Genomic DNA, 565 nt, shown 5'->3' with positions numbered 1-565 from the left:
TTGTTGCAGAAAAATATTTACCAGATAAATTAGCACTTCCTGAAAAAATATTACGCTAATGTATAAATCTTATTTTTGGTTCTCTTCTTTCAGATAATTTTGATAATATATTTTTTAATAATTTGTCATTTATCTTTTTTATTTTACCAGATTGAATATATTGATATAGAATCAAAACAGTCTGCTTAAATTTTTCTGGATATACANCTTTTATGTTCGATAATCTATCAATTGCCTCTTTTGTAAAAAATGGCAATATCGATTCATATATTTTTTCTATTTCTTTTAATTTTTTATCATCCTTGCTCATAATTAAAATATTTTTAGATAAGTTTTTAAGCAAAATTAAGATATTTTTGATATGGAAGAATATAGCAATATGAGACAATGGGCAATATTTTTTATACTATTAATTAGTGTCATTTTTGTTAATAAAGTTTCTTGGAATATTGGGAATAATATTTGGAGTACTAATAATAATATATACGATTAACNNGAATAAGAATAATATATAACTATGAAAAGGCAGTAATATTTACATTAGGATATTATTCAGGAGTCCTTT

At 22.1% G+C, this 565-nt stretch carries 1 protein-coding gene and 1 pseudogene (1 of these 2 only partly in view); one reads left to right on the top strand and one right to left on the bottom strand.

Features of this window, described 5'->3' with window-relative positions; genetic code table 11:
• Window positions 1-55 precede the first annotated feature (55 nt).
• Window positions 56-310 (bottom strand): DNA-binding protein, encoded by a 255-nt coding sequence (locus LUA84_RS02200; protein ID WP_231434243.1) that lies wholly within the window; start codon window positions 308-310, stop codon window positions 56-58.
• A 173-nt stretch (window positions 311-483) separates the two neighbouring features.
• Between LUA84_RS02200 and LUA84_RS05260 the strand changes: the two are divergent.
• A pseudogene (locus tag LUA84_RS05260) lies at window positions 484-565 on the top strand (SPFH domain-containing protein) (it continues 362 nt past the right edge of the window).

The sequence above is a fragment of the Candidatus Nanopusillus massiliensis genome (assembly GCF_920984865.1).
The sequence above is the reverse complement of the archived record's forward strand: the minus strand, read 5'-3'. Positions and strand labels throughout refer to the sequence as shown.